The following is a 22,170-nucleotide window of genomic DNA, read 5'->3' as shown; positions in this document are numbered from 1 at the left end:
ACTGTATGTCTGAATGGCGTCTATACGAAGTCTTTGTACGCAGCAAGCACGGCCTGAATCACAAGCACGTGGGAAGCGTTCATGCTGCGGACGACAAGATGGCCCTGGAAAATGCCCGGGACCTTTACACCCGCCGTAGTGAAGGTGTGAGCATCTGGGTGGTTCCCTCCGCCAGCATCACAGCTTCCGCATCCGATGAAAAGGAAGTGCTGTTCGATCCTTCGGAGGACAAGGTATACCGGCATGCCTCGTTCTATGAATTACCGGACGAAGTTGGACACATGTGAGGAGCAGTCCCATGACAGAACACGAAGCTCTGCAGGATTTCCTGCTACGCATGGCCGACTCCGACATGATTCTGGCACAGCGTCTGTGCGAGTTAACCGGCAAGGCGCCGGCGCTTGAGGAAGAAATGGCCCTGATGAACGTGGCGCTCGACCTGGTAGGCCAGGCCCGCAACTGGTACGAGTACGCGGCCGAAGTCAAGGGCAACGGTCTCGACGCCGACCTGCTGGCGTTCCGGCGGGATGCTCATGAATACCGGAATCATCTCATCGTGGAGCAGCCGAATGAGGATTATGCGGTGACCATGGGCCGCCAGTTCTTTTTCGATGTCTGGCATTACCTCACCCTCAAAAGTCTGGCAAAGGCAAAGGACGAAAGAATTGCCGGAATCGCGGCCAAGTCGCTCAAGGAAGCGACTTACCATTTGCGCCGATCCTCGGAATGGGTCGTGCGCATGGGGGATGGCACGGAGGAGAGCCACCGCCGCATGCAGGATGCCGTCGATATCCTCTGGCGCTTCACCGGTGAACTGACCCTTCCGGACGAAGTCGACCGGATCATGTTCGACATGGGTATCGGCCCGGATCCGGACCAGCTGAAAGCCGACTGGCACGAGATGGTGAAGAATGTACTGACCGAAGCCACACTCGAGCCCGGCGAAGAAGATGCCTGGATGTATCTGGGCGGCAAGCGCGGCGAGCACACCGAGCACCTCGGCTTCATCCTCGCGGAAATGCAATTCCTGCAAAGGGCCTATCCCGATGCCAAAGTATGGTGAACCAGAATCCCGGTCACCACTGGAAGCCCTTATCGCCAGTGATCGGGTGCCGAGCGATGCTCGCCCTGATCTGCTGACCGAAGAGGACATCTGGCTGCTGCTGGAGGATGTCAAAGATCCGGAGATTCCTGCGGTCAGCGTGGTGGAACTGGGCATAGTCCGGGACCTGAGCTGGGACGGAAAGACGCTTGATATCGACGTCACGCCGACATATTCCGGCTGTCCCGCAACCGAGCTGATCGAGGAGCTGATCTTCGAGGCCATGAGAATGGCCGGTATCCGGGACATCCGGCTCCACCGCAAGCTCACGCCAGCCTGGACGACCGACTGGATTACCGAACAGGGCAGGGAAAAGCTTCGGAAATTCGGAATTGCGCCGCCTGAGGGCAGTTCCAGCAAAATGAGTCTTTTGGGCAAATCCGAGACCATCGCCTGCCCCCACTGCGGTAGCGAAGACACGGAACGACTCAGCGAATTCGGATCGACGGCCTGCAAGGCGCTTTATCGCTGTAAAGATTGCCGCGAGCCGTTCGACTACTTCAAATGCATCTAGGGCCGACACAATCATGACTAAATTCTACCCCTTGACCATCAAAGAGGTCAGACCCGAAACCAGAGACTCCGTTTCACTGTTCTTCGATGTGCCCGAAGACCTGTCGGATGAATTTCGCTACGAGCAGGGCCAGCACCTGATCCTGCGGAGCAAAATCGACGGAGAGGAAGTCCGGCGGTCCTATTCCATCTGCACCAGCGTCAACGACCAGCAGCTGCGCATCGCCGTCAAGAAGGTTCCGGGGGGGCGGTTCTCGACCTTTGCCAATGAAGAACTGCATGCAGGCGAAACACTGGAAGTCATGCCGCCCCAGGGGCATTTTTCCATTGCACTGGACCCTGAGCGGGAGGGCAACTACCTGGCCGTCGCCGCCGGTAGCGGGATTACACCGATTCTTTCGATCATAAAGACCACGCTGGAAACCGAACCCAAGAGCGAATTCGCCCTCTTTTTCGGCAACAAGGCGACCGCGACCACCATGTTCCGGGACGAGTTGCAGGATCTCAAAAACGAATACATGGACCGCTTTAACCTGGTCTACATTTTCACCCGTGAAGAGCAGGACATCGACCTGTACAACGGCCGCATCGACAGCGACAAGTGCGACAAGCTTTTCGATTACTGGATTGATGTAAAAAACCTGACTGGAGCGTTCCTTTGCGGCCCTCAACTGGTCACGGAGACAGTACGCGACTCTCTGGAACGTCATGGCATGGAAAAGAGCAGGATCCATTATGAGCTCTTCACTCCGGTGGGCGGTATACCTCAGCCACGCAAGGATCGTGATGATGTCAAGCACGATCCGGAGGCCGTCAGTGAAATTACGGTCAAGGCCGACGGCCGGAGAATCACCTTTGATCTGGTCCAGAACACCAAAAGCATTCTTGATGCCGGCAATGACGAAGGCGCTGATCTACCCTTCTCCTGCAAGGCGGGCGTCTGCTCCACCTGCAAGGCCAAGGTTATCGAGGGCGAAGTGGAGATGGACCAGAACTTTGCTCTGGAAGACTACGAAGTGGAGGAAGGCTACGTGCTGTCCTGCCAGTGTTACCCCGTGAGCTCAAAGGTTGTTCTCGACTACGACGAAGTCTGATATGCAACGCCCAACACCAAATTGAAATCCAACAAGCAACCGATGGAGCCTACCCGAAATGCCCGTTCTCAAGAGTTTTATTGCCGGTGAATGGCTGGGCGAGAGCCCTGCCCAGGCGCTGCCCAGCGCCATTAATGGCGAGACGGTCGCCCATACTCACGAAGAGCAGATCGACTTCGCCAAGGCTCTCAGCTATGGCCGCAAGGCCGGCAAAAAACTTCTCGACATGGATTTCCAGGAGCGCGCCCTCGCCCTGAAGGCGATGGCGCTGTATATCCAGGAGCACAAAAAGGAGCTTTATGCCCTTTCAATGCATACTGGCTCCACCAAAGCCGACAACGGCATCGACATTGACGGTGGCTTTGGCACCCTGTTCTCCTATGCCAGTATGGGCCGCCGCGAACTGCCTTCCGGCAACGTGCTTCACGAGGGGCCGGTAACGCCTTTAGGCAAGAATAACCACTTCGCCGGCACCCACATTCTGGTGCCTCGAGGTGGCGTGGCCGTGCATATCAACGCTTTCAACTTTCCGGTCTGGGGCATGCTCGAGAAGTTCGCGCCGACATTCCTTGCCGGCATGCCCTGCATCGTCAAGCCAGCGACATCCACGAGTTATGTGACTGAAGCTGCGGTGCGACTGATGCAGGAATCAGGAGCCCTTCCGGAGGGTGCCCTGCAACTGGTGATTGGCCGCACCGGCAACCTTCTCGACCTGCTGGAAGAGCAGGACCTGGTCACCTTCACCGGCTCTGCCAGCACTGCGCTCAAGCTTCGTAGCAATGCTAACCTCATGGCCCGGTCGGTACCCTTTAACGCCGAGGCTGACTCGCTTAATAGCGCAATCCTGGCGCCGGACGTAAAGCCGGAGCACGAAGAGTTCGACATCTTTGCCAAAGAAGTGGCCCGCGAAATGGTCGCGAAGGCTGGCCAGAAATGTACGGCGATTCGCCGGGTTTTCGTGCATCAGTCCCAGGTGGATGCGCTGTGCGAAAAGCTCAAGGAGCGTCTGGGCAAGATCAGGGTCGGTGACCCGGGCGTTGAAGGCGTTCGCATGGGCGCACTGGCGTCAATGGACCAGTTGAAGGACGTCCGCGCCAGCATCAATGAGTTGCTCAAGACCAGCGAATGCGTCATCGGCAAAAATGAAAGCTTCCGTCCGGAAGGGCCGGGGACCGAAAACGGCGCGTTCATCGAGCCGCACCTGCTTCTGTGCCGTACCCCGGAGAAGGACGGTGGTGCTCATGACATTGAAGCATTCGGCCCCGTCGCTACCGTCATGCCTTATGAAACCATTGAGCAGGCAGTCGAGTACGCTGCCAAAGGCAGGGGCTCTCTGGTCACTACCCTGACAACACGTGACCCGGAAGTCGCAGCCAGGATGATTCCGGCACTGGCGCCCTATCACGGTCGTTTGCAGTTGCTGGACGCAGAAGCAGCCAAAGAGTCCACCGGGCATGGTTCACCCCTGCCCATGCTCAAGCATGGCGGCCCGGGCCGTGCTGGCGGCGGTGAAGAGCTCGGCGGTATCCGCGCGGTACACCATTACCTGCAGCGCACTGCTATTCAGGGCTCCCCCAACATGCTGGCGGCAATCACCGGCGAATACGTTCGTGGCGCCCAGCTCAAGGAATATGACGTGCATCCGTTCCGCCGTCACTTCGAAGATCTGCAGATCAACGAATCCCTGCTGACCCATCGTCGCACCGTGACCGAAGCGGACATAGTCAACTTCGGCTGCCTTTCCGGCGACCATTTTTACATGCATTTCGACGATCTGGCTGCGAGAGAATCGCAGTTCGGCAAGCGCATCGCCCATGGCTATTTTGTGCTGTCGGCAGCAGCCGGCCTGTTCGTTTCGCCGGCTCCAGGGCCAGTGCTTGCCAACTATGGTCTGGAGACCCTGAGGTTCATCGAGCCGGTGGCGCCGGGGGACACTATCCAGGCCCGACTGACCTGCAAGCGCAAGATCGACCAGGGACGCACTTCGCCAGACGGTCACCCCCAGGGGGTAGTGGTCTGGGACGTCCAGGTTCACAACCAGGAGGGCGTCATGGTGGCGAGCTACGACATCCTTACGCTGGTCGCCAAGAAGCCCGAGTAATCCACTCCGACAGAACGAAAAAGGGCAGGTCTCGCGACCTGCCCTTTTTTTGTGCCTCAGTGCCTCTTGCCAGCCCGCGGGAGGGCCCAAGGCTTTACATCCCCAGGTAGGCCTCTCGCACCTTCTCGTTGCTCAGCAGTTCCCGGCCGGTGCCTTCAATCACCACATTGCCGGTCTCCAGAACATAGCCGCGATCCGCCAGGGCAAGCGCCTGAGCGGCATTCTGCTCCACCAGGAAGATGGTAATACCTTCCTTCTTCAGCTCCCGCACGATATTGAAGATCTCCTCAATGATCAGCGGTGCCAGCCCCATGCTGGGCTCATCCAGCAGTAACAGGCGCGGACGGGACATAAGGGCTCGGCCGATGGCTAACATCTGCTGCTGGCCGCCAGACAGCTCACCTGCCAGATTATGGCGTTTTTGCCGGAGAATCGGGAACTTGGTGTACATTCTCTCCAGGTCATCCGTGACCTCCGTTGAGCTGCCACGGGTGTAGGCACCAAGCAGGAGATTATCCTGCACACTCAGGTCCTTGAAAACCTGGCGGCCTTCCGGTACCTGCACGATGCCCTGCTGAACGCGCTTCTCCGACGGTATCTTTGCCAGGTCCCGGCCTTCGAAGGTCAGTGTGCCCCGGTCCACCGGCTGCAAACCGGAAAGTATCATCAGCAGCGTAGACTTCCCGGCACCATTGGCGCCGACCAGGGAGACAATCTCACCGGCGTTGATGCGGATATTCACATCGTGCAGTACCTCGATCTGACCATAGGAAGTCACGAGGTTCTGGACCGAGAGCATTTCCTTCTGATCATCCTCCGGCGTCACTCTCTCCGCATGCTGAAGTCCCAGGCCGCCAAAACGCTCCGGTGTATAGGTGACAATTCGGTGTCTCAGCTCCTTGAACTCTTCGCGAACGCGATCCCCAAAAAGCGGATCATTCTCCTGGTCACGTGCTTCGATGATCTCGTCCCAGTCCTCATCGCTCAGAACTTCCCGGGCGCGGGGGATGACCACGCCTTCTTCTTTCTTGATGTGCTTGCGCAGAGCACCAGTAAAGCGTGCAAGAGCGTGGCTGAACTCTTCCCGGCCCTGGGGCCAGTTCCTGATGCAGACCTTGAGCAACTCCCGCAGTTCGTTCAGCTTTTCATTACCGACCAGGTAGCCCCTGGAGAGCTTTTCCAGCAGCGGTACCGTCTCCGGTGCCTTGACTGCCAGCAGCCGGTACAGAGTGATCTCGGAGGGCGTGCTATGCACCCGGCGGGCAAAGTGCTGGATGTAATCAAAAATGGTCAGGAACAGCCGCTCATCCGGGCGCTGCTCATTGATGTTCATGTCGTACTGCAGCTGGTCCAGCAGATCCAGCGTACGCCATAAGCCCTGGTGCTCCCGCACGATGATGCCGATGGCTTGCGACCGGCGCGACTGGGCAGACGCAATGTCAGTGTTTTGCTGTGTCATTTCAATTGCCTTCTTGCTCAGCCACCCAGGTAGGCAGCGATTACATCAGGATTGTCGCGGATTTCAGCCGGGGTGCCTTCCGCCAGTACACGTCCGTAGTTGAGCACCAGCAGATGATCCGAAATCCCCATCACCAGTTTCATATCGTGCTCCACCAGCATGACGGTGGTGCCACCAGCTGCGATCTTCCTGATCAGGTCTTCCAGTGCCGCTGTTTCGGTCGCGTTCAGACCTGCCGCCGGCTCATCCAGCAGGATGACTCTGGGATCTGCAGCGAGGGCGCGAGCGATTTCCAGGCGTTTGAGTGCACCGTAGGACATGGCCGACGCTTCGGCGTCCAGATACTCGCCACAGCCGACATACTCCATGAGCTCAGCCGCCCGATCCCGGGCGGATTTCTCATCCCGGAGCAGTGCCGGCAGCCGAAACAGAGTGGTCAACAGGCCGCTTTTCAGCTTCAGGTGACGACCCAGCATGACGTTCTCTATTGCGGTCATGTTCATGCAGATCTGCATCTGCTGGAAGGTCCGGCACATCCCCCTCTGCGCCAGTTCGTTCGGCTCGAGGTTGGTGGTGGTCTCCCCGTTAAGACGGATTTCCCCGCCGGTTGGCGTATAGAGCCCGGTAATCAGGTTGAACAGGGTGGTCTTGCCAGCCCCGTTCGGCCCGATGACCGAATACACCTGACCGGCCTCCACCGCAAAACTCACATTCTCCACGGCATGGACGCCGCCGAACGCCTTGTCCAGGCCTTTTACTTCGATAAGTGCAGTCATGGCTGGCCTCCCGGTTTTTTCTTTACCCTGCTCTGGATCATCGTCTGGATGGTAGGGAGGAGACCCTTGGGCATGAATATCATGGTCAGCATGAGAATCGCGCCAAACATGACCATTTCCAGTTCCTGGAAGTCCGCCAGCACCTGGGGCAGGAGTGTCAGTACGGCAGCACCCACGATGACGCCGTAGGTCGAGCCCATGCCACCGAGCACCACCATGGTGATCAGAATGATGGAAAACTCGAAACCGGCAACTGCGGGCGTAATAAAGCCCTGGAAGTGGCCGTACAGACTTCCCATGACACTCGCGTATACCGCCGAAATGACAAATACCAGACTCTTGTATCGGGCGGTATTTACGCCCACGACCCGGGCAGCTACCTCGGACCCATGAACCGAGCGCAAGGCGCGGCCAATGGGAGAGTCAATAAGATTCTGCGCAAGCCAGACCCCCAGAAGCAGTACCAGGCCTGCGAATGCGTACCAGACTTCATAGCCCTGGAACTCCGCGCCAAAGAACGAATACACAGCGAATGAACTAAGCTCCCACCCGAAAATATCCAGGGCAGGAACTGGCATCCCGTCAGGCCCCCCGGTGAGCTGCGATTCGTTGTTGATTGCAATGGCAATGATAAAGCCCACCGCAAGGGTGGCCATGGACAGGTAATGGCCTTTCAGCCGGAGGATCGGGCGCCCGACAATCCACGCAATCGCGCCGACCAGCGCCCCGCCCAAAACCAGTGTCGGCACTGCTGACCAGCCGTAGGTGCCAGTCATGATGGCCGTGAAATAGGCTCCGAGGCCAAAAAAACCCGCATGACCAAGACTGATCTGGCCCGCAAAGCCAACCAGCAGATTGAGCCCCACGACGGCAGTGGCCACAATGATAATCTGGGTGGCGAGGTCATATTGAAAAGGATTAGTCAGGAGTAAAGGAATCACCAGCAGGATGATGGCCAGAACAATCATTCCTTTCAGGCGGATCTGCATAAATCGGTCAAACATCAAACACGCTCCACTACCTTGGCCCCGAACAACCCGCGAGGCATAAAGAACAGAACCAGCAGGATCATGGAGAATGCAACCGCATCCTTATAGTCGGACGACAGATAACCAGCCGCCATGGCTTCCACAATGCCAAGGCAGATTCCGCCAACAACTGCCCCTACTCCACTACCAAGCCCGCCTATTGCGGCAGCCACGAATCCCTTGAGCCCGAGCATGATCCCTATGTCATAGGAAGTGAAAGTTATGGGCGCCACTACCGCTCCCGCAATTCCACCCAGCAGGCCGGAGACCAGGAAAGCGAGCATGAGAACAAACTGGGTGCGTATACCTACCAGCCGCGAGGCCTGCTTGTTCATGGCGGTAGCGAGTATGGCCTTGCCAACCATCGTCCGTGTAAAGAAGAGCACCAGGGCCACCACAACGACCGAACCTATGCCCAGCACCCAGAGGCTCTGGGTGTTCATAACTGCGCCAGCAACCTGAATGGGCTCATTGCTGCTGAAATTGGGCACCACATGGTACTGCTTGCCCCACAGAAGCTGGGCCAGGCCACGAATAAAGATCGACGCACCAATAGTGATAATGATGAGGGTTACCACATCGGCCTGTTTGGCCGGTGCAATGGCAAACCGCTGCAAAAGGACACCCATCAGGCCAGCGAGCAGAACTGCCAGAATGATGGCAAGCGGCATCGGCAATCCGAGCGCCATGAAGGACACCGTAGCCATGCCGCCAATCATCAGAAACTCGCCCTGGGCAAAGTTGATGACGTGGCTGGCATTATAAATAAGGGTAAAACCGAGTGCGATCAGCGCATAAGTTGCGCCGATGGTGATTCCGGTGAACAAAAACTGCAGGAATTCTGAAAACATAGCCTTGGTTCCGGTCGGAAATCGGTCCGCCTGCCTTCGTCAATGAAGGCAGGCGGACCGGAGACTGCTGGTAGAGGGGATTAGTCGATCAGCATCCAGCCGCCGTTCTGGACCTCCAGGATCCGGAAGGAACCGGCATCGAGGCCGTTGTGGTCGTCGGCGGACATATTGAATTCACCGGTCACACCCACGTAACCCTGGATAGACTCAAGTGCGTCCCGCACAGCGGCCTTGTCGGTGGAGCCGGCAGCTTCAATAGCCCTGACCGCGAGCATAAGTCCGTCGTATGCATAGCCGCCAAACGTGGAAACACTCTGGCCCCACTGCTCTTCATACTCGGCCTTATACTTCTGCACCACTGATTTCTGGGGGTCCTCATCAGACAGGGAATCCGGAACCAGTAGCGGGGATCCGGGAAGGCGCAGGCCTTCCGCTGCTTTTCCTGCGAGGTTCAGGAATCCATCCGACGCAACCCCGTGGGACTGATAGAAAGGCAATTCCATGCCCAACTGATCATAGTTACGGGTCACGATGGCAGGGCCCTGGCCGAAGCCGAAGTTGATGACGCCTTCCACACCTTTGGTGTTTCGAATGTTGGTCAGCTGAGCGGTCATATCAGTATCCGAACCGCTGTAGGTCACATCCGCAACCACCTCGATGCCCATGTCTTTGGCAACATTCAGCGTCTGGGTGCGGCCGGATGCACCAAAACCGCCAGTCCCGGAAATCAGTCCGATTTTAGTGATTCCGCGGTCTTTCATATCGGCAAGAATCCGCTCAGCCGCCATACGGTCGGACTGGGGAGTTTTGAACACCCACTTCTTGACCGGGTCGGTGATAACCACGGCCCCTGCCAGTGAGATAAAGGGAATGCCAGCCTGCTCCACCAGAGGGACGGATGCCATGGTGGCGCCAGTGGTACTGCCGCCGACAATGATATCCACCTGGTCGGAGCGGATCAGACGGCTTGCGAAACTGCGGGCATTGGACGCATTACCCTGATCATCGTAATGGATCAGTTCCAGCTGGCGTCCGAGAACGCCGCCATTTTCATTGATCCTTTCGACATACATCTCGAGCGTCTTCAGCTCAGGGTCGCCCAGAAAGGAAGCCGGGCCGGTGACTGACAGAAACGAGCCGATCTTGATGGGTTCGGCAGCCTGAACACTCATTGTGAACGCGGCTGCAGCGACAGCTGTGTACTTGGCCAAGCGGCGCAAGGTTGTTGTAAGCATTGTTTTTGTTCTCCCAGGTTGAGAGGCTTTCGACGTGGTCGCCGTTGCCCGGAAATAAGCTCGAAATTCTCACTAAATGACACAGGTCCCGTGTCAAATTCGCTCAATCATTCCGATCGGTCCGCATATTATCTGCCTGTTAATAGGCTCTTAACAACAGATTCTGTTCTTTTTCCGACCGGATTATTCGATACCATTTGAGAATTATCAATAAACTTATTGTATCATAAGTGGCGTGTCAATCCGTTTAAGGTGTCCGGATTCACCATGCTCAGTAAAGCCGATCACGAGTCGCTACGCCAGAAGCGCGAGGCAGAATCGGCCGAGTGATGCAAGAGTTTCATGTGAAAAGCGGGAAGAGCATAATTGTCACTCCTGTGCTCTATCGAATTTCCATACAGCGAAGTCAGGTCATGTCTGCAAAAAACCAGCTAGATCTTCTGGTAAACAATTTCCAGAACCAACGACCCCTCCGGGCCGGCTCCCTCATCATTACCATTTATGGTGATGCCATCGTGCCCAGAGGGGGGACCGTCTGGCTTGGCAGCCTGATGAAACTGCTTGAACCGGTCGGTATCAGCCAGCGCCTGATCCGGACTTCAGTGTTCCGCCTGGTCCAGGAATCCTGGCTGCAAACTGAAAAGGTGGGGCGCTGCAGTTATTACAGCCTGACCGGGCCTGGCCTGAGAAGATTCGAACAGGCGTTCCAGCACGTTTACAGCCTGTCAACCAGGGAATGGAACGGCAGCTGGTGCCTGGTCTTCCTCAATCAGCTTGATCCTGAAAAGAGGCAGAAAGTCCGTGAAGAGCTGGAGTGGCTGAGCTTCGGCAGCATGGCGCCCGGAATCATGGAACACCCACGGTTCCATCGCAATGAACTGCTGCCGCTGCTGCAGGAATGGGGCGCGCAGGAAGACACCATTGTGATGCAGACCCAGCCACTGGAACAAAAGAGCCCCCGCGCGCTGCGCCGGCAGGTGCGCGAGAGCTGGAATCTGGATGAGCTGGCGGCCCGTTACCGCGGATTCCTTGAACAGTTCCGTCCACTCTGGCGGGAGTTACAGTCTGGCGATCCTCTTACGCCACAGGAATGTTTTACCGTCCGCACCCTTCTTATCCATGAGTACCGCAAGATCCTGTTGCGGGACCCCCGGCTACCCGATGAATTGCTGCCGGGAGACTGGGAAGGCCGGGGCGCGAAACAACTGTGCCGCAACCTCTACAAGCTGATCCACGCTCGCGCCGAGCAATGGCTGGACCAGACCCTGGAGAATGCCTCCGGACCACTGCCTGGACCAAATGAGAGCTTTTACAGGCGGTTTGGGGGGCTGAGGGCTGAAACCACCGACTTACAACCCGAACTTGAGATGAGCAAATAGTCTGAAGGCGCCACTTGGCGCCTTTTTTGTTACTCATTTCACCGGATTCCTTGCGGAAACGTAATTTTTTGACCAATCTTTGTAAATGTCAGAGGAGAATCAGAAAACCAAAATAACGGAGAAGAATGCCATGAGCACCTTGATGACACTGAAGAAACTCGCAGGAATCTCAGCGATTGCCTTCGCAGCCATGACAGCCGCCAACTCGGTAAACGCAGCCAACTGGCGCTATGCCCACGAAGAGTACGAGGGTGACGTTCAGGACGTATACGCCTACAAGTTCAAGGAATACATCGAGGAGAATTCCGACCACACCATCCAGGTGTTCCGGTTTGGTGAACTGGGTGAGTCGGACGACATCATGGAGCAGACCCTGTCGGGCATCCTCCAGTTCGTCAATCAGTCTCCGGGCTTTACCGGCGCTCTGATCCCCGAAGCCCAGATCTTTTTCATCCCCTACCTCATGCCCACGGAGATGGACAAGGTCGTGACTTTCTTCAGGGAAAGTGAAGCAATCAATGAAATGTTCCCGGAGCTATACGCGCAGCATGGACTGGAACTGCTTCAGATGTATCCGGAAGGCGAAATGGTGGTTACTGCAGACGAACCCATCACCTCACCTCAGGAGTTCAGCAACAAGAAAATCCGCGTGATGACCAACCCGCTGCTGTCCGAGACCTATGCAGCCTTTGGCGCCACTCCGACACCCCTGCCCTGGGGCGAGGTCTATGGCGCCCTGCAGACCAATATGATCCAGGGCCAGGAGAATCCGATTTTCTGGATAGAGTCCGGCAAGCTTTACGAAGTGTCGCCACACCTGATCTTCACCAGCCACGGCTGGTTCACCACCGCGATGATGGCCAATCAGGACTTTTTCGAAGGCCTGTCAGACGAGGACAAGAAGCTGGTTCGCGATGCATCGGACTATGCCTTTGAGGAAATCATCGTCCACATCAATGGTCTTGCCGACGAGGCGCTCCAGAACATCATGAAGGCCAGTGACGAGGTCACGGTCACCCGCCTGAACGAAGAGCAGATTGAGAAGTTCAAGGCCCGCGCACCCCAGGTCGAAAAGAAGTTCATTGAAATGACAGGGGAAGAAGGCAAAAAGCTTCTGAACCAGTTCAAGAAAGACCTTGAAGAGGTACAGGACTGAATTCCGTCCTTTGCAACAGTGTGCCGGTCAGGATCAACCGGCACCTTTCCGCCCGCCCCGCTGTGCGGTGGCGGGCCGTCATTTAGCGGAGCAGCGCCATGAGCGAGAAGCCCTCCTTCGTCGAAGATGACACCGCCGGTTACGAATCGGGTCTGCCCGGGTTCCTCGGCACCATCGACGTCATCATCAGCAAAATTGAAGCGATACTTCTGGCAATGGGCGTCATTCTCATGGCGGTCAACACCTGCGCCAACGTGATAGCACGCTTTGTTTTTGGTGAGGGTTTTTTCTTCTCCGGCGAGATCAACCGGATCCTGATCATCCTGGTCACCTTTGCGGGCATCGGTTATGCCGCCCGCCATGGCCGCCACATTCGCATGTCGGCCATTTACGACGCCCTGCCTCCGAAAGGCAGAAAGATCCTGATGATCATCATTGCGCTGGTCACCTCAGCCGTGATGTTTTTCCTCTGCTATTACTCAGTAGGCTATATCGAAACCCTGCAGAGCCGCGGACGGATCCTGCCAGCTCTCGGTATTGAAATATGGATGATTTATGTCTGGGTGCCTGTTGGCTTTGCCATTACCGGCATCCAGTATTTTCTGACCGCCATCAAGAATTTCACCTCCGAAGACGTCTATCTGTCTACGGGCGTGGTCGATGGTTATAGCGATACAGAGTCCGAAGTCTGAAGCAACGGCGATAGCGGAGAAAAGGACGACCCATGGCAACGACCCTAATGCTCATCATGATCGGACTGCTGCTACTCGGCTTTCCAATGATGATCCCCCTGATCGCTGCTTCCATCGTCGGATTTGTGATGATGTTTGGCGATCTTGGCCAGACTGAAACCTTCATTCAGCAGATGGTGGCAGGCATACGACCCGCCTCCCTGATCGCCGTGCCCATGTTCATTCTGGCAGCGGACATCATGACCCGCGGCCAGTCGGCCGACCGGTTGATCAATATGGTCATGGCATTCATTGGTCATATCAAGGGTGGCCTTGCCATCAGCACGGCCACCTCCTGTACGCTCTTCGGGGCTGTCTCCGGTTCAACCCAGGCTACTGTGGTTGCGGTAGGGTCGCCATTACGCCCAAAGCTGCTGAAAGCCGGCTATTCCGACTCCTTTACCCTCGCTCTGATCATCAATTCCAGTGATATTGCGTTTCTGATACCACCCAGCATCGGCATGATCATCTACGGCGTGATTTCGGGCACCTCCATTGCCGAGCTTTTCATTGCAGGTATTGGACCGGGCCTGATGATCCTGATGATGTTTTCGATCTACTGCCTGATATACGCCACCGTGATGAAGGTACCAACTGAAGAAAAAGCCACCTGGCGGCAGCGCGGGCTTTCAGTCCGGGACGCCAGCTGGCCGCTGTTCTTTCCGGTCATCATCGTCGGCGGCATCTATGGCGGCATTTTCAGCCCGACAGAAGCTGCAGCCGTGTGCGTGCTTTACGCCTTCTTCCTGGAATTTATTGTTTTCCGCTCCCTCAAAATGCCGGACATCTACCGGATCGCAAAATCAACCGGCCTGATCACTGCTGTTGTATTCATTCTGGTGGGTGTTGGCAACGGCTTCTCCTGGATCATCTCATTTGCCCAGATTCCCCAGGCTCTGCTCGAGTCCGCTGGTATCAACGAAGCCGGGCCTGTGGGTGTCCTGGTTGCCATCTGTATCTCCTTCTTCATCGCCTGCATGTTCGTGGATCCGATCGTCGTGATTCTGGTACTTACCCCGATCTTTGCTCCAGCGATTCAGGCAACGGGGCTTGATCCCGTGCTGGTAGGGGTACTGATCACGCTGCAGGTGGCCATTGGCTCGGCCACGCCACCCTTCGGGTGCGACATCTTCACAGCCATTGCGATATTCAAGCGGCCCTACTGGGAAGTCATTCGGGGAACTCCACCTTTCATATTCATGCTGATTGCCGCGGCCGGAATCATCATCGCATTTCCGCAGGTAGCACTTTTTCTCCGCGATCTGGCATTCAGGTGATCGCAAGCAGGCTGACGGGAGCTTGATATGTTCAGGAAAATCCTTGTTGCGATTGACGGCTCCAGGCATGCCATCGAGGCTCTGGACAAGGCGATTGAGCTTCAGAAGCTGACCGGTGCCGAGCTCTATCTGCTCTGCGTTTACAAGCACCACAGCCTGTTTGAAGCGTCTCTTTCAATCGGCCGGCCTTCTGATGTGCAGATCCCCGACAGCGCACTCGAGAGCTTTGCCAAAGAAGTCGTGGAGGATGCCAAAAATCACGCAAAAGAGCAGGGTTCTGCTGAGGTCAGGGGCTTTGTGAAGAGCGGCAAACCGTCGAAGACCATTGTGGAATTTGCTGCCGACAAGAGCATTGACCTGATTATCCTGGGCTCGAAAGGCACCCATGGCGACAAAGACGGCTTATTCCTGGGTAGCGTGGCGCAGCGTGTGGCCGGCTCGGCAAAATGTGCCACCATGGTGGTCTGAGCTGGCGGAGAGGCCGGCTCGACGTGTTCACTCTTGATCAAATTGGGGTTGGGTCGGATAAAATGGATACGTCCCGGGATTATGCCGCCCACCTGGCCCAGCCGCACCGAAAGGCTGTTCTGAGGGCCCTGCTGTGGATCACGATCAGCGCCGGGTTGATGTTCGCCCTGCTCAATTTTGTCTATGGATCAGTCCTGCTCGGCGCCGTTGAAATCGTCATGGCAGCCTACTCCCTGGTGCTGCTCCGGGTTCTCCGTCGGACCCGTCATCTTGAAAGCTGGACTCTTGCCTTCCTGCTACCCTTTTTCACCGCCATGATGTTTGCCATGGCCGTGCCCAGAGCCTCTGCCTCTGTGTTCGCATGGGTTCTTCTGGTCCCCATCATCTCGCACCTGCTTCTTGGGCGTCGCCTGGGGCTTGCCATATCCATCGTGTTCATGGCCGTCGCCGGCGTCATCTTTTTCCTGAAACATGCCGGCAACCCCGCGCTGATGCAGGCTCTTCCCGTTGCCAACATCATGATTATTTCAGTAAGCATCCTGGTCTTTTCCCATGTCTATGAGGTCAGCCGGGAGCGCTCGGAGGTACGCCTTCTGAACATGGCGAAAACAGACTTCCTGACCGGCCTGGCTAACCGGTCACGGTTCAAAGACGTCTTTGAAAGGGAGAAACATGGTGTCGAGCGGGAAAGAAAGCCCCTTTCCCTCCTGGTGATCGACCTGGATTTTTTCAAGGAGGTCAACGACAGGTATGGCCATGAAACCGGTGACGAAGCTCTCATCTTTGTGGCCAATCTGCTGTCCGGCCGGCTTCGGGCGACAGACCTGCCGTGCCGGCTCGGCGGCGAGGAGTTTGGGGTTATTCTGGTAAACACCCCTGGTGCCCAGGCGATCGAGCTGGCCGAGGATCTGAGAAGAACCCTGCAGGATACGCCCTTCGTCTCCGGCTCCGACAGCATCGCCCTGACCATGAGTGTTGGCGTCGCTGAATACGGGCCCGACGGTGTTAGCCTGCAATCGCTGCTTTCAGCCGCGGATGAGCGGCTTTACCTCGGCAAAGCCGAAGGCCGCAATCGGGTTATCGGGCCCCTGGCACACCACTCGCCAAACAGGCCGAACAGGTCCCTGGCGGAGGAAGCGAGCCAGGTGTGACTCTGCCTCTCGCTGCTTTCACGCGAGCCTGACAGGCCAGGGTACGAAGTGTTTATGCTGCGGGTTGCCAGCCGCGTTATATCGGTCAACCGGTGCGGAATCCAATTTTCCATCAACTGGACAGCTGCGTGAGTGATGTCACTCTTTTCCAGATTCTGCTGGCCAATGCGGCCATTCTTTTTGGTGCCTGCCTGCAGGGCGTTGCAGGCTATGGAATAGGCACTCTGGCGGCCCCTCTCCTGTTTCTGATCAGCCCGCTGTTCGTGCCCGCACCCCTGATCCTCAATGCAATTCTGCTCACGCTCATGATGCTGGTGCGGAACAGGGCCAGCCTCGGCTTTCGCCAGGTCCGGTTCGCCATTGCCGGAGACATTGCGGGTACCATCCTGGCAGCTCTCACCCTGCTTGTGCTGTCTTCCCAGGGCTTCCAGTTGATGTTCGGTTTTCTCATACTTGTGGCAGTCAGCCTGAGCGTGGCAGGGATAAGACCCACACTCACCACCCCGGCCAGCGTGATGGCCGGGGCCGCCTCTGGCTACATGGGAACCATCACTGCGGTCGGCGGGCCGCCAATAGCGCTGATTTACCAGAATGAAAAGGGTCCACTGGTTCGCGCCAACATGTCAGCGTTTTTTCTTTTCGCCAGCTGTGCCAGCCTCGTGGCTCTGTTTTTCTCGGGCTATGTGGGCCTGACAGAGCTACAGCTCTTCGTCGTCACCTTTCCGGGGACGCTTGCCGGGTTCCTGGTTTCCGGCCCCCTTATCAACCGCCTGCCCTTTCATGCCTTGCGCCCGATCATCCTGGGCATCGCTGCGCTCGCGGGAATCGCAGCCCTGGTTCGTGGCATTGTGACCTGGTGAAGTGGTCCCTTCATTCCCGCCAGTGCCTCTGCATTTCGAGGAACAGGAAGGAAGCCGTCCAGGTAATCAGCACAAATCCGGTTAGTGCTTCGATTCCGACCAGGTAGCGCACTTCCTGCAGGGGTTCGATATCGCCAAATCCCAGTGTGGTGTAAGTGGTGAAGGAAAAGTAGGCACAGTCCAGCAGGCTGCCATCGAAGTTTCCCCTGAAGGTGCCCCATCCCGAGGCCCGGTTCATGAAAAAATAAGCGACAGCAAAGACCCATATTTCAATGGCATGGGCGATCAGCGCGACGAAAACCCCCAGCAGTACCCGGTATCGGTGCACGATATTCATTGTCGGCATCAGTTTATTGAGCCGGAACAGGAACTCGTAGTGGACAAGAACCGCTACGGCAACAATCAGCGAATTCACCAAAAAAATTAGCACCACAATGGCCTTCCTGTTCTGATTTCTGACGGCACCGGGTCAATCAACGCGGATCGGGCAGGGGCAATCCGATATTTATCAGCAGGTTCCCTGAGTCGCCACCCCTGGAGTTCATTTTCCTCAACACCCTTGACCCGGATCAAGAACCCGGGCCCAAAAGGATCATACAGTGGAAGCAGACACTGGATCCTGAAGGAGCAATCACCATGTATGTAGACACATTTGTTCTCGCCGGCATTGGTACCGTGGCGCTCATGTTTGCCTTCATGGGTGGCGTGGGTTATTTCATCTATCGCGATTCCCACAAAAAGCAGCAGAAACACTGACGCTGGATCGTTTTTATATCCTTCCGCGGACTTTACTGCTGCAAGGGCCAACTGCCACGCATAATCGGCCGCCGGCCCAGGGTGCTGCCCTGGTACAGATAGACCCAGGCGTCACCATACCGGGAACTGAAACGGCGGCGGATAAATAATCCGCTTTCCGGAGATCCGGGGCGATAGTCCTCGATTTCATCCATCCGCTCCATCTGCTGCTCATTCACTTCATAGACTTCGACGTCGATGCCGGAAGATGTCCCGGCAACTGCTCCCGGCCAGGGACCAAGATCGTAGAGCCGGATGGATTTCAGCCTGTCCCTGCCCAGGAAACGGGCATCGCTGATTAGCCCGTGGTTGCTATTACCCCGTTTCAGGGTGCCATAGACGGCAACCAGATCCCTGCCTTCGTTCGAATTCTCCGACATGCTCCTCCCTGCTTTGGTCGATGGTCTGGCACCACCAATACTCCCCCGAGTGGGCGATGGCCGCCTGATTCTCAAATATGGACCGAGTGTGGCATGCTTGAAAAGGTATCAGCGGGTGATCCACATCCGATAACCGGGGGCAGCATGCGAGAACGCACGATCAGTAAACTACAGGCCGAGGATGCACTCCAGCAGGAGAGCGATAAAATCCACGAAGAGGACCTGGACGCCGTGCTGGCGACCCAGGCCGTGGTCGAGCGCAAAGCCGAGCGAAGTGGCCGCCTGCGACGCTTTCTGGGCGACATCCGCGTGATGTTCCAGATGCTCCAGGACTACTGGCGTGGAGAGTACCGGGCAATTCCCTGGCTCAGCATTGCCGCCATGGCGGGGGCGCTGCTTTACGTATTCAATCCCATGGATCTCATTCCGGATCTGATCGCCGGTTTTGGCCTGTTTGACGATGCCACAGTTATTGCGGCCTGCCTGACAATTGTCCGGTCAGACATGGACGCCTATCTGGCGTGGAAAGCCGAACAGAAGAGCCCGAGTGTTAAAAAGTAGCTGCTCCGGCCGGCGTGTCAGTGCTCCCGATAGCGCCGCTGGTCCAGGGTAAGGAGCCGGTCCGGATGGAACACCATCAGGCCGGTGACTACCACACCATTAATGAATCCCTCAGGCAGCAGGATCAGCGGCAGGTAGCGTAGATATTCGTGAACCAGGTGTCCCCAGGAATAGGCGCCATCGAGCCAGAGAATGGCGACCATGGTGCAGCCGGCGACCGCGACCGCTATGCCGGCGCCAAAAAAGCCGCAGAAAAAGATATAGGCAAAGAAATTACGGAAATCCCGGCGACGCTCCCACATCATAATGCCATGGCTTACCAGGGCCGGGACCATCACCGTAATCAGGCCATTGACGGCGAACAGGTGCGCTGGTTCCCTCCCTGTTATGACCACCAGAACCAAAGCCAGAAGGCCGGCAAACGCCGCAAGGCCCCACCCCATCATGAGAGTGATGGCGGTCATGCCGAACAGGTGAACCGATAGCCCCGGAGAGATCCCGGCTCTGAGTTGCCAGAGAAAGCCAAGTACCACTGCCGCCCCGAGAAAAGTGTGCTGGAGCGACTGATCCCTGCGCAACCGCCGCCAGTCGGCGTGACGGAAGGCGAACCAGAGAAAGACAAGGAACGCCAGGCTCGCCAGCACAACCTGGGCGCCGGAAAGCAGGTTATCTGTCAGTCCCATCTACCTCCCCCCTGCGGTCTTTTCTCACCTGTTTTTACCCTGGCCTGCATGAGTAAGCGGACAGGTCTTTAGCAACATTCTGCGATTATCCTATCGCTTCAACAGCGAATCGTTAACCACAATGCTGACCGGGCCGGGATCAGGACAGGCGATCACGAGACAAATCCCCTAAACTGCCTGCTCACTCATTCAGGGAGCAACAGTCGGTGACCCCCGGACACGGCACTGCATCAGCGATCCAGCGGGAATGGCAGGCATTCTGGCTTGCCCTGGGATTTCTTACCCGCATACCCATGGTTATGAGGATTGACTATTCCCAGAGCCTGATGAATCAGAGCAGTGTCTATTTCCCTCTCGTCGGCCTGCTGCTGGGCGCATTATACGCTGGCCTGTTCAGCCTGCTGGCTCTGGCATGGGGTCCGCTGGTGTGCCTGCTGCTGGTGCTGGTCTTTCATCTCTGGATCACCGGCGCCTTCCATGAAGACGGCCTTGCTGACAGCATTGATGCGCTCGGAGGTGGCTACACTGTGGAAGCGCGGCTCCGGATCATGAAGGACCGCCGCGTCGGCACCTATGGCAGTGTCGCGCTGATTCTGGCACTGGCACTCAAGGCGGCCCTTCTGATGGCAGTGGAACCTGTCTGGCTGGCCCTGCTGGTCACGCCCTGCGCGGCGCGACTCACGCCGCTTCTTCTTATGCGCGCCATGGTCTATGTGACCGACCCGGACAAGAGCAAAAGCAGGCCGGTGGCCAGCAGCTTTCCGGCAGTCCGGCTCGTCATTGCGGCCAGTTTTGTACTCCTTGTCTGTGTAATCCTGGCGCCCTGGCACCTGTTCCTGGTCCCGCTGACGGTGATTGCTGTCGGAGCAGTGGCATTGTGCTGGGGACTGAATCTGCGCCATACCCTCGGCGGCTACACCGGCGATGCCCTGGGAGCCAGCGTGGTTTTCACGGAACTGATCCTGCTTCTGGGTCTGGCAATCTGAACGCGACAGCGGCTGATTAAAACCTGGCCAGAAAGCGCACGGAAATTTGCAGTTTCCCGGTTTTTCTACGATGGTAAAGGTACACACAACGCGGAGATGGCACGGACCCGGTCATCCGGATCCGGCATTCAGGGAGGGGAAATATGCTTTACTGGGCAGTGGTATGTCTCATCATAGCGATTATTGCGGCCGTACTCGGCTTCGGCGGTATTGCCGGCACAGCGGCGGGCATCGCAAAGATCCTGTTTTTCGTTTTCCTGATTCTATTCGTGGTTTCCCTGGTCATGGGGCGCCGCGGGCCGTGACCCTGGTGTCCCGCAGCAGGTCAGCGAATTAACCAAACAGGGCACTAGGCCTGGCGCCGGTTGCCCTGTAACCACTCCAGCGGCAGCTCGTACTGCTCATCGGCGTTGCTCACGTAGAGCACGTCGTCGGCGATCATCAAACCCCAGTCGATGGTCCTGTTCACCTGTTTGCACAGGGCGGTCAGGGGCTGCTCGGGCAACACCGCAATGTGCAGGTTTTTCAGGGTCCCGACGCTGGACAGCACCTTTGGTCCCCACACTCTGGTGCTGCCATACACCAGAAGTGAAACCTTCTCAGCCCGCCGGGAGCACCAGGTCAGGCGGTCCGAATCCGGCTGCCCCACTTCAACCCAGTGCTCAAGACGACCGTCAAGGCTTTTCTGCCAGATAGGCGCTTCATCGACATCCGACAGCCCCCGGCCAAACTCGAGCCGTTCGTGGTACCAGAGGCCGTAGGCCAGAACCCGGGCGGCCAGTCGCTGTTCAGTTTCCGAGGGATGACGGGCCACCGTCATCCGGATATTTTCGTACACATCCCGGTCAACGTCCGAGAGATTAAGATTCACCTTGTAGGGTGTTGCCTGCAGGGCCATGGCTGATCTTTCCTGGGGACAGAGAAACTGAAAAACTGGAGACCGGAGTCTAACCTGGAAAATGCATTTTTTCTGCAGGTTAAAACATCCGGTTGCCAGTTGAATTTCAGCAAGTTCACCATCACGTCTTTTATATGCAGCTTGATAGCGGGCTGCAGATCTGCTCATTGGTCAGGATGCGGATAGCATCCAGGCAGAATACCCAAGCAGGAAAGGAGGCTTAACCATGCAAGTCAAAGAAGTCATGACAACTCGTCCGACCTATCTCGACGCCGATGTAAGCATCAAGGAAGTTGCTGACACCATGCGCCAGTACAATACCGGCTTTGAACCCCTGAACGAGGGCAACAAGGTTGTTGGCGTAGTCACAGACCGGGATATTGCAGTTCGCGCCGTGGCCGCAGGCAAGGATCCCAATGAGAAAGCAAAGACCATCGCTACGGAAAAGGTACTTTACACCTTTGAGAATGAAGACATTGAGGACGTTGTCCAGAACATGGTCGAACAGCAGGTTCAGCGGCTGCTGGTGCTGAACAATCCTGACAACAAGGACCTGGTCGGCGTGGTTACCCTGGGCGATATTGCAGATCATTGCAAAGACGAAGCAATGGCGAAGAAAGTGGTCAATGCTGCTCGCCATTACCAGTGATAACTTGATTGTCATGCCTGCGAAATAACGATCCGGT

The 22,170-nt window shown here is 56.8% G+C and carries 26 protein-coding genes and 1 pseudogene; 17 read left to right on the top strand and 10 right to left on the bottom strand.

What is annotated here, in order from left to right:
• The first annotated feature begins 5 nt into the window (after window positions 1-5).
• Genes paaB through paaZ form a run of 5 tightly spaced genes read left to right on the top strand, consistent with a single transcriptional unit; the run spans window position 6 to window position 4,810 of the window.
• Window positions 6-287, top strand: coding sequence for a 1,2-phenylacetyl-CoA epoxidase subunit PaaB (gene paaB, locus LG327_RS05815; RefSeq protein ID WP_404367053.1), 282 nt, complete (start codon window positions 6-8; stop codon window positions 285-287).
• An 11-nt stretch (window positions 288-298) separates the two neighbouring features.
• The gene (paaC, locus tag LG327_RS05810; protein WP_404367050.1) at window positions 299-1,063 is read left to right on the top strand and encodes a 1,2-phenylacetyl-CoA epoxidase subunit PaaC; all 765 of its coding nucleotides are present in this window, start codon (window positions 299-301) and stop codon (window positions 1,061-1,063) included.
• Window positions 1,047-1,616 (top strand): 1,2-phenylacetyl-CoA epoxidase subunit PaaD, encoded by a 570-nt coding sequence (gene paaD, locus LG327_RS05805; RefSeq protein WP_404367047.1) that lies wholly within the window; start codon window positions 1,047-1,049, stop codon window positions 1,614-1,616. The genes paaC and paaD overlap by 17 nt, the downstream gene beginning before the upstream one ends.
• A gap of 13 nt (window positions 1,617-1,629) precedes the next feature.
• A complete protein-coding gene (gene paaE, locus LG327_RS05800; protein WP_404367044.1) occupies window positions 1,630-2,709 on the top strand; it encodes a 1,2-phenylacetyl-CoA epoxidase subunit PaaE in 1,080 nt (359 codons plus the stop codon).
• A gap of 58 nt (window positions 2,710-2,767) precedes the next feature.
• Entirely contained in the window at window positions 2,768-4,810 is a 2,043-nt protein-coding gene (gene paaZ, locus LG327_RS05795) for a phenylacetic acid degradation bifunctional protein PaaZ (RefSeq protein ID WP_404367041.1), read from the top strand.
• A 94-nt stretch (window positions 4,811-4,904) separates the two neighbouring features.
• On the opposite strand, the gene LG327_RS05790 is transcribed toward paaZ, so the two are convergent.
• From LG327_RS05790 to LG327_RS05765, 6 genes and pseudogenes are all read right to left on the bottom strand, one after another.
• Window positions 4,905-5,609 carry an ABC transporter ATP-binding protein gene (locus LG327_RS05790; protein ID WP_404369244.1) on the bottom strand — a complete coding sequence of 235 codons (705 nt, stop codon included), beginning with the start codon at window positions 5,607-5,609 and terminating at the stop codon, window positions 4,905-4,907.
• 258 nt (window positions 5,610-5,867) lie between these two features.
• Window positions 5,868-6,269 (bottom strand): annotated as a pseudogene (locus LG327_RS05785) (ABC transporter); the annotation flags it as partial.
• Window positions 6,270-6,286: 17 nt separating this feature from the next.
• Window positions 6,287-7,045 carry an ABC transporter ATP-binding protein gene (locus LG327_RS05780; RefSeq protein ID WP_404367038.1) on the bottom strand — a complete coding sequence of 253 codons (759 nt, stop codon included), beginning with the start codon at window positions 7,043-7,045 and terminating at the stop codon, window positions 6,287-6,289.
• A complete protein-coding gene (locus LG327_RS05775; protein WP_404367036.1) occupies window positions 7,042-8,049 on the bottom strand; it encodes a branched-chain amino acid ABC transporter permease in 1,008 nt (335 codons plus the stop codon). Before LG327_RS05775 ends, LG327_RS05780 begins: the two co-directional genes overlap by 4 nt.
• Entirely contained in the window at window positions 8,049-8,924 is an 876-nt protein-coding gene (locus tag LG327_RS05770; protein ID WP_404367033.1) for a branched-chain amino acid ABC transporter permease, read from the bottom strand. Before LG327_RS05770 ends, LG327_RS05775 begins: the two co-directional genes overlap by 1 nt.
• Window positions 8,925-9,004: 80 nt before the next feature.
• Window positions 9,005-10,159 carry an ABC transporter substrate-binding protein gene (locus tag LG327_RS05765; protein ID WP_404367030.1) on the bottom strand — a complete coding sequence of 385 codons (1,155 nt, stop codon included), beginning with the start codon at window positions 10,157-10,159 and terminating at the stop codon, window positions 9,005-9,007.
• A 413-nt stretch (window positions 10,160-10,572) separates the two neighbouring features.
• Between LG327_RS05765 and paaX the strand changes: the two genes are divergently transcribed.
• The 7 genes from paaX (at window position 10,573) to LG327_RS05730 (ending at window position 17,181) form a co-directional block, all read left to right on the top strand.
• Window positions 10,573-11,538, top strand: a complete 966-nt coding sequence (gene paaX, locus LG327_RS05760) for a phenylacetic acid degradation operon negative regulatory protein PaaX (RefSeq protein WP_404367027.1) — start codon at window positions 10,573-10,575, stop codon at window positions 11,536-11,538.
• Between the two features lie 130 nt (window positions 11,539-11,668).
• Entirely contained in the window at window positions 11,669-12,694 is a 1,026-nt protein-coding gene (gene dctP, locus LG327_RS05755) for a TRAP transporter substrate-binding protein DctP (protein ID WP_404367024.1), read from the top strand.
• A gap of 98 nt (window positions 12,695-12,792) precedes the next feature.
• A complete protein-coding gene (locus tag LG327_RS05750; protein WP_404367021.1) occupies window positions 12,793-13,386 on the top strand; it encodes a TRAP transporter small permease in 594 nt (197 codons plus the stop codon).
• 32 nt (window positions 13,387-13,418) lie between these two features.
• Window positions 13,419-14,702 (top strand): TRAP transporter large permease, encoded by a 1,284-nt coding sequence (locus tag LG327_RS05745; RefSeq protein WP_404367018.1) that lies wholly within the window; start codon window positions 13,419-13,421, stop codon window positions 14,700-14,702.
• A 27-nt stretch (window positions 14,703-14,729) separates the two neighbouring features.
• Window positions 14,730-15,170 carry a universal stress protein gene (locus tag LG327_RS05740; RefSeq protein WP_404367015.1) on the top strand — a complete coding sequence of 147 codons (441 nt, stop codon included), beginning with the start codon at window positions 14,730-14,732 and terminating at the stop codon, window positions 15,168-15,170.
• A 62-nt stretch (window positions 15,171-15,232) separates the two neighbouring features.
• Entirely contained in the window at window positions 15,233-16,321 is a 1,089-nt protein-coding gene (locus LG327_RS05735) for a diguanylate cyclase (protein ID WP_404367012.1), read from the top strand.
• A 128-nt stretch (window positions 16,322-16,449) separates the two neighbouring features.
• The gene (locus LG327_RS05730; protein ID WP_404367009.1) at window positions 16,450-17,181 is read left to right on the top strand and encodes a sulfite exporter TauE/SafE family protein; all 732 of its coding nucleotides are present in this window, start codon (window positions 16,450-16,452) and stop codon (window positions 17,179-17,181) included.
• A 10-nt stretch (window positions 17,182-17,191) separates the two neighbouring features.
• Here the strand turns inward: LG327_RS05730 and LG327_RS05725 are convergent, their stop codons facing one another.
• Entirely contained in the window at window positions 17,192-17,614 is a 423-nt protein-coding gene (locus LG327_RS05725) for an ion channel (RefSeq protein ID WP_404367006.1), read from the bottom strand.
• 203 nt (window positions 17,615-17,817) lie between these two features.
• On the opposite strand from LG327_RS05725, the gene ccoM reads away from it, so the two are divergent.
• Window positions 17,818-17,937 carry a cytochrome c oxidase subunit CcoM gene (gene ccoM, locus LG327_RS05720; RefSeq protein ID WP_404367003.1) on the top strand — a complete coding sequence of 40 codons (120 nt, stop codon included), beginning with the start codon at window positions 17,818-17,820 and terminating at the stop codon, window positions 17,935-17,937.
• Between the two features lie 32 nt (window positions 17,938-17,969).
• On the opposite strand, the gene LG327_RS05715 is transcribed toward ccoM, so the two are convergent.
• Window positions 17,970-18,356: a gamma-glutamylcyclotransferase gene (locus tag LG327_RS05715; RefSeq protein WP_404367000.1), complete on the bottom strand. Its 387-nt coding sequence runs from the start codon at window positions 18,354-18,356 to the stop codon at window positions 17,970-17,972.
• 144 nt (window positions 18,357-18,500) lie between these two features.
• Between LG327_RS05715 and LG327_RS05710 the strand changes: the two genes are divergently transcribed.
• Window positions 18,501-18,917 (top strand): YkvA family protein, encoded by a 417-nt coding sequence (locus tag LG327_RS05710; protein ID WP_404366997.1) that lies wholly within the window; start codon window positions 18,501-18,503, stop codon window positions 18,915-18,917.
• A gap of 17 nt (window positions 18,918-18,934) precedes the next feature.
• On the opposite strand, the gene LG327_RS05705 is transcribed toward LG327_RS05710, so the two are convergent.
• Window positions 18,935-19,600, bottom strand: coding sequence for an energy-coupling factor ABC transporter permease (locus LG327_RS05705; protein ID WP_404366995.1), 666 nt, complete (start codon window positions 19,598-19,600; stop codon window positions 18,935-18,937).
• Window positions 19,601-19,806: 206 nt separating this feature from the next.
• Between LG327_RS05705 and LG327_RS05700 the strand changes: the two genes are divergently transcribed.
• Complete coding sequence (locus tag LG327_RS05700) at window positions 19,807-20,586, top strand: adenosylcobinamide-GDP ribazoletransferase (protein WP_404366992.1); 780 nt, start codon at window positions 19,807-19,809, stop codon at window positions 20,584-20,586.
• Window positions 20,587-20,729: 143 nt separating this feature from the next.
• Entirely contained in the window at window positions 20,730-20,891 is a 162-nt protein-coding gene (locus LG327_RS05695; protein ID WP_404366989.1) for a DUF1328 domain-containing protein, read from the top strand.
• A gap of 44 nt (window positions 20,892-20,935) precedes the next feature.
• On the opposite strand, the gene LG327_RS05690 is transcribed toward LG327_RS05695, so the two are convergent.
• On the bottom strand, window positions 20,936-21,484 hold the full coding sequence (locus tag LG327_RS05690; protein WP_404366986.1) for a YaeQ family protein: 549 nt from the start codon (window positions 21,482-21,484) through the stop codon (window positions 20,936-20,938).
• A gap of 226 nt (window positions 21,485-21,710) precedes the next feature.
• On the opposite strand from LG327_RS05690, the gene LG327_RS05685 reads away from it, so the two are divergent.
• Window positions 21,711-22,133 carry a CBS domain-containing protein gene (locus LG327_RS05685; RefSeq protein WP_404366984.1) on the top strand — a complete coding sequence of 141 codons (423 nt, stop codon included), beginning with the start codon at window positions 21,711-21,713 and terminating at the stop codon, window positions 22,131-22,133.
• Window positions 22,134-22,170: the final 37 nt, after the last annotated feature.

Source organism: Marinobacter sp., assembly GCF_044799475.1.
Lineage (GTDB): Bacteria > Pseudomonadota > Gammaproteobacteria > Pseudomonadales > Oleiphilaceae > Marinobacter.
Note: the sequence above shows the minus strand (reverse complement) of the source record. Positions and strands in the feature narration are given on the sequence as shown.

Coding starts and splice junctions, on each gene's coding strand:
- dctP (WP_404367024.1), top strand. CDS start 11,669: ATGAGCACCTTGATGACACTGAAGAAACTCGCAGGAATCTCAGCGATT.
- paaD (WP_404367047.1), top strand. CDS start 1,047: ATGCCAAAGTATGGTGAACCAGAATCCCGGTCACCACTGGAAGCCCTT.
- LG327_RS05775 (WP_404367036.1), bottom strand. CDS start 8,049: ATGTTTGACCGATTTATGCAGATCCGCCTGAAAGGAATGATTGTTCTG.
- LG327_RS05715 (WP_404367000.1), bottom strand. CDS start 18,356: ATGTCGGAGAATTCGAACGAAGGCAGGGATCTGGTTGCCGTCTATGGC.
- LG327_RS05695 (WP_404366989.1), top strand. CDS start 20,730: ATGCTTTACTGGGCAGTGGTATGTCTCATCATAGCGATTATTGCGGCC.
- paaC (WP_404367050.1), top strand. CDS start 299: ATGACAGAACACGAAGCTCTGCAGGATTTCCTGCTACGCATGGCCGAC.
- LG327_RS05750 (WP_404367021.1), top strand. CDS start 12,793: ATGAGCGAGAAGCCCTCCTTCGTCGAAGATGACACCGCCGGTTACGAA.
- LG327_RS05710 (WP_404366997.1), top strand. CDS start 18,501: ATGCGAGAACGCACGATCAGTAAACTACAGGCCGAGGATGCACTCCAG.
- paaE (WP_404367044.1), top strand. CDS start 1,630: ATGACTAAATTCTACCCCTTGACCATCAAAGAGGTCAGACCCGAAACC.
- LG327_RS05770 (WP_404367033.1), bottom strand. CDS start 8,924: ATGTTTTCAGAATTCCTGCAGTTTTTGTTCACCGGAATCACCATCGGC.
- paaZ (WP_404367041.1), top strand. CDS start 2,768: ATGCCCGTTCTCAAGAGTTTTATTGCCGGTGAATGGCTGGGCGAGAGC.
- LG327_RS05790 (WP_404369244.1), bottom strand. CDS start 5,609: ATGCTCTCGGTCCAGAACCTCGTGACTTCCTATGGTCAGATCGAGGTA.
- ccoM (WP_404367003.1), top strand. CDS start 17,818: ATGTATGTAGACACATTTGTTCTCGCCGGCATTGGTACCGTGGCGCTC.
- paaB (WP_404367053.1), top strand. CDS start 6: ATGTCTGAATGGCGTCTATACGAAGTCTTTGTACGCAGCAAGCACGGC.
- LG327_RS05705 (WP_404366995.1), bottom strand. CDS start 19,600: ATGGGACTGACAGATAACCTGCTTTCCGGCGCCCAGGTTGTGCTGGCG.
- LG327_RS05685 (WP_404366984.1), top strand. CDS start 21,711: ATGCAAGTCAAAGAAGTCATGACAACTCGTCCGACCTATCTCGACGCC.
- LG327_RS05690 (WP_404366986.1), bottom strand. CDS start 21,484: ATGGCCCTGCAGGCAACACCCTACAAGGTGAATCTTAATCTCTCGGAC.
- LG327_RS05780 (WP_404367038.1), bottom strand. CDS start 7,045: ATGACTGCACTTATCGAAGTAAAAGGCCTGGACAAGGCGTTCGGCGGC.
- paaX (WP_404367027.1), top strand. CDS start 10,573: ATGTCTGCAAAAAACCAGCTAGATCTTCTGGTAAACAATTTCCAGAAC.
- LG327_RS05740 (WP_404367015.1), top strand. CDS start 14,730: ATGTTCAGGAAAATCCTTGTTGCGATTGACGGCTCCAGGCATGCCATC.
- LG327_RS05735 (WP_404367012.1), top strand. CDS start 15,233: ATGGATACGTCCCGGGATTATGCCGCCCACCTGGCCCAGCCGCACCGA.
- LG327_RS05765 (WP_404367030.1), bottom strand. CDS start 10,159: ATGCTTACAACAACCTTGCGCCGCTTGGCCAAGTACACAGCTGTCGCT.
- LG327_RS05745 (WP_404367018.1), top strand. CDS start 13,419: ATGGCAACGACCCTAATGCTCATCATGATCGGACTGCTGCTACTCGGC.